Here is a 2460-nt window from a genome sequence, read left to right as displayed (position 1 = left end):
AAGTTACAGGATGATTCGGTGATTGTTTCGGTGTTGAATGCTATCACAGACCGGCATTTACGCTGGGGCTTTCCTAAATGTTTTAATCGTATCAGAAAGCTCGGCTATCAATGGAATCATAAACGGGTATATCGGGTGTATTGTGAATTAAAGCTTAATCTCAGGGTAAAGCGTAAAAAACGCATTCCTCCACGATGCCCGGAAAGGTTATTAGCCCCCAATAAACAAGGTGAATGTTGGTCAATGGATTTTATGAGTGACAGTAGTCGTAATCAACGTCGCTTTAGGACATTCAATGTCATCGATGACTTTAATCGTGAGGCATTAGGTATTGATATTGGTGTGAGTTTACCCGCAGGTAGAGTGACTCGTTATTTGGATAAATTGGCGGAGTATCATGGTTATCCGTTAAAAATACGCGTCGATAATGGACCAGAATTTACAGGAAAAACCTTTATAAACTGGGCTAAATCACATGATATAGCCATTGATTATATCCAGCCCGGTAGCCCTTATGAAAATGGTTATATTGAACGATTTAATCGTACCTATCGTACTGAAGTACTCGATTTATATCTTTTTAACAACTTAGCACAAGCAAGGAGAATAACCGAAGAATGGTTAACGATTTATAACACCGAAAGACCGCATGAGGCATTAAATAACATGACACCGCTCGAATATAAAACATTAAAACAGGCAGCTTAATTTTCTACGTGAGTTGTGTACTAAGTTTGGGGTATTTACACGTTTATTATCTGCCCATAGGCATTATACTGGCATTCGTAGAGGGTGTCACCTAAGCTACCGGTAAGGGCAATGGGTGTGCCAAGGTGGTCGTTTTGATACCAGTAGAGTTTGATGTTATCTTGCTGCGCATTGCCGTGCACAAGGGCTAATGGACGGTAAGAATCTGGCTCGTAAAGCTAGCTTTGCCAGTGTTTATCGTTATTGGTCTCGGCAATAAGTTTATTAGACTGTGGCCTTTTCCACGTTTTTCCACAATCAGGTTGCCAAAGCAATCATGCTCAAAGTATATGCCACCAAAAAACATTTGGGTTTATCATAATATTAACGCTAATAACATCATAGCAAATGGTTAGTTGACACAATAATAATTTAAATCTAACAAAGTAAGCTAAGTATTAAGCTTACCTTGCCGATTTGATATGTTAAATTGAATCTAAATTGGAACTTATTCTACAGGCTCTAATGAGACTGCCATTTCTAAAGCTGTTTTAGAGCGATTTATTTTACCATCAAAATCTGGTTGTAATTTCATTTCATCTAATGCATAAACGATACTTGCACTATATCCTATTTTAAAGAGCTTTGAATCTTCTTTTTTGTTGGTATAAATACCAACAGATTGAATTGTCCCATCTTCAAGTAATAAATCAACTGTATTATTAAAATTTGAGGGATCTTGCCCTGCTACATAAGCTTTTTTTATTATTCCTGAAATAAATAATAAAGGTATCCTCCCCTGCTCAATACTATTCCACCACTCTTTTGATCCAAAAAGACCATTGGTACCTTTGAGACCCATTGTAGGTTTTGATTTGTCTAACGTTAATGCTTGTGTTAAAGCGACTCTTTCTGGATTATTTTTTAATTCCTTTGATAATAAAAAGACCATTTTCATTGGAACTTTAGAAGTTTCTAATTTTAATAGCATATTTTTACCTTTATTTTACTTTTTCAAAATGAACAATATTTTCATTAAAAATCTCTATACCTCTACCTTGTCCAAGTTGAGTTGTCATTTGCCCACCTTCAACTTTAAAACGAGTATTGGTTTTCATCCATTTCCCAGTTTTAATCGACATATTAGGAAATACTTTTGCCGCTGCAGAATTTGCTGCAATACCTATTTCTTCTAACTTAGCAAATGTTCCTTGTTTAACCACGATTTTTACGGTTACTCCATTATATTTTGATGAATATCCTAAAACTGGAGAGATGGAAGTTTCGGTTGTTGGAGGCATTATGCCTGTTCTCTCAAACTGCTTAAATTGCTCTTGTGACATAGTTCTATAAACAATTTCATTACCATATGCATCATACTGCTGAACAGGACTTAATGGATCCTTAGCGGTAGTGGTTGGAATACCTATCTTTTCTTTTCCTGCAACCCCTTCAAATCCACTATTTTCAACCTTAATCAATCCTAACGGATCTATCCAATTTATCGGATCACTACCGGCATATTGATAACTATTTAACCCACCCAGTATACCTAGTGGGTCTTGGGTGATATATCTGCCAATAAACGGGTCGTAATAACGGTTTAGGTTGTAATGTAACCCCGTCTCCTCATCATAATATTGCCCTTGGAACCGTAACGGATTATCCGGCAGGGAATCTATATCGTCCTGATGGTAGGTTTCGTTTATTATCTGACCATAGGCATTATACTGGCATTCATAGAGCGTGTCACCTAAGCTGCCGGTAAGGGCT

At 37.0% G+C, this 2460-nt stretch carries 4 protein-coding genes; 1 reads left to right on the top strand and 3 read right to left on the bottom strand.

What is annotated here, in order from left to right; translation table 11 throughout:
- The coding region (locus A9G41_RS05265; RefSeq protein WP_143425415.1) for an IS3 family transposase at positions 1–708 on the top strand (708 nt) is incomplete at its 5' end.
- A gap of 35 nt (positions 709–743) precedes the next feature.
- On the opposite strand, the gene A9G41_RS13475 is transcribed toward A9G41_RS05265, so the two are convergent.
- The 3 genes from A9G41_RS13475 to A9G41_RS13905 all read right to left on the bottom strand — a co-directional run.
- A complete protein-coding gene (locus A9G41_RS13475; RefSeq protein ID WP_081302200.1) occupies positions 744–890 on the bottom strand; it encodes an RHS domain-containing protein in 147 nt (48 codons plus the stop codon).
- 305 nt (positions 891–1195) lie between these two features.
- On the bottom strand, positions 1196–1678 hold the full coding sequence (locus tag A9G41_RS05260) for a hypothetical protein (RefSeq protein WP_065582621.1): 483 nt from the start codon (positions 1676–1678) through the stop codon (positions 1196–1198).
- 10 nt (positions 1679–1688) lie between these two features.
- Positions 1689–2460, bottom strand: a 772-nt coding sequence (locus A9G41_RS13905) for an RHS repeat-associated core domain-containing protein (protein ID WP_143425414.1), incomplete at its 5' end; no start/stop codon positions are given.

Source organism: Gilliamella sp. Nev5-1, assembly GCF_001690895.1.
Lineage (GTDB): Bacteria > Pseudomonadota > Gammaproteobacteria > Enterobacterales > Orbaceae > Gilliamella > Gilliamella apicola_C.
Note: the sequence above shows the minus strand (reverse complement) of the source record. Positions and strands in the feature narration are given on the sequence as shown.

Excerpts from the sequence above, each read along its gene's own strand:
- A9G41_RS05260 (WP_065582621.1), bottom strand. The coding sequence starts at position 1,678 with ATGCTATTAAAATTAGAAACTTCTAAAGTTCCAATGAAAATGGTCTTT.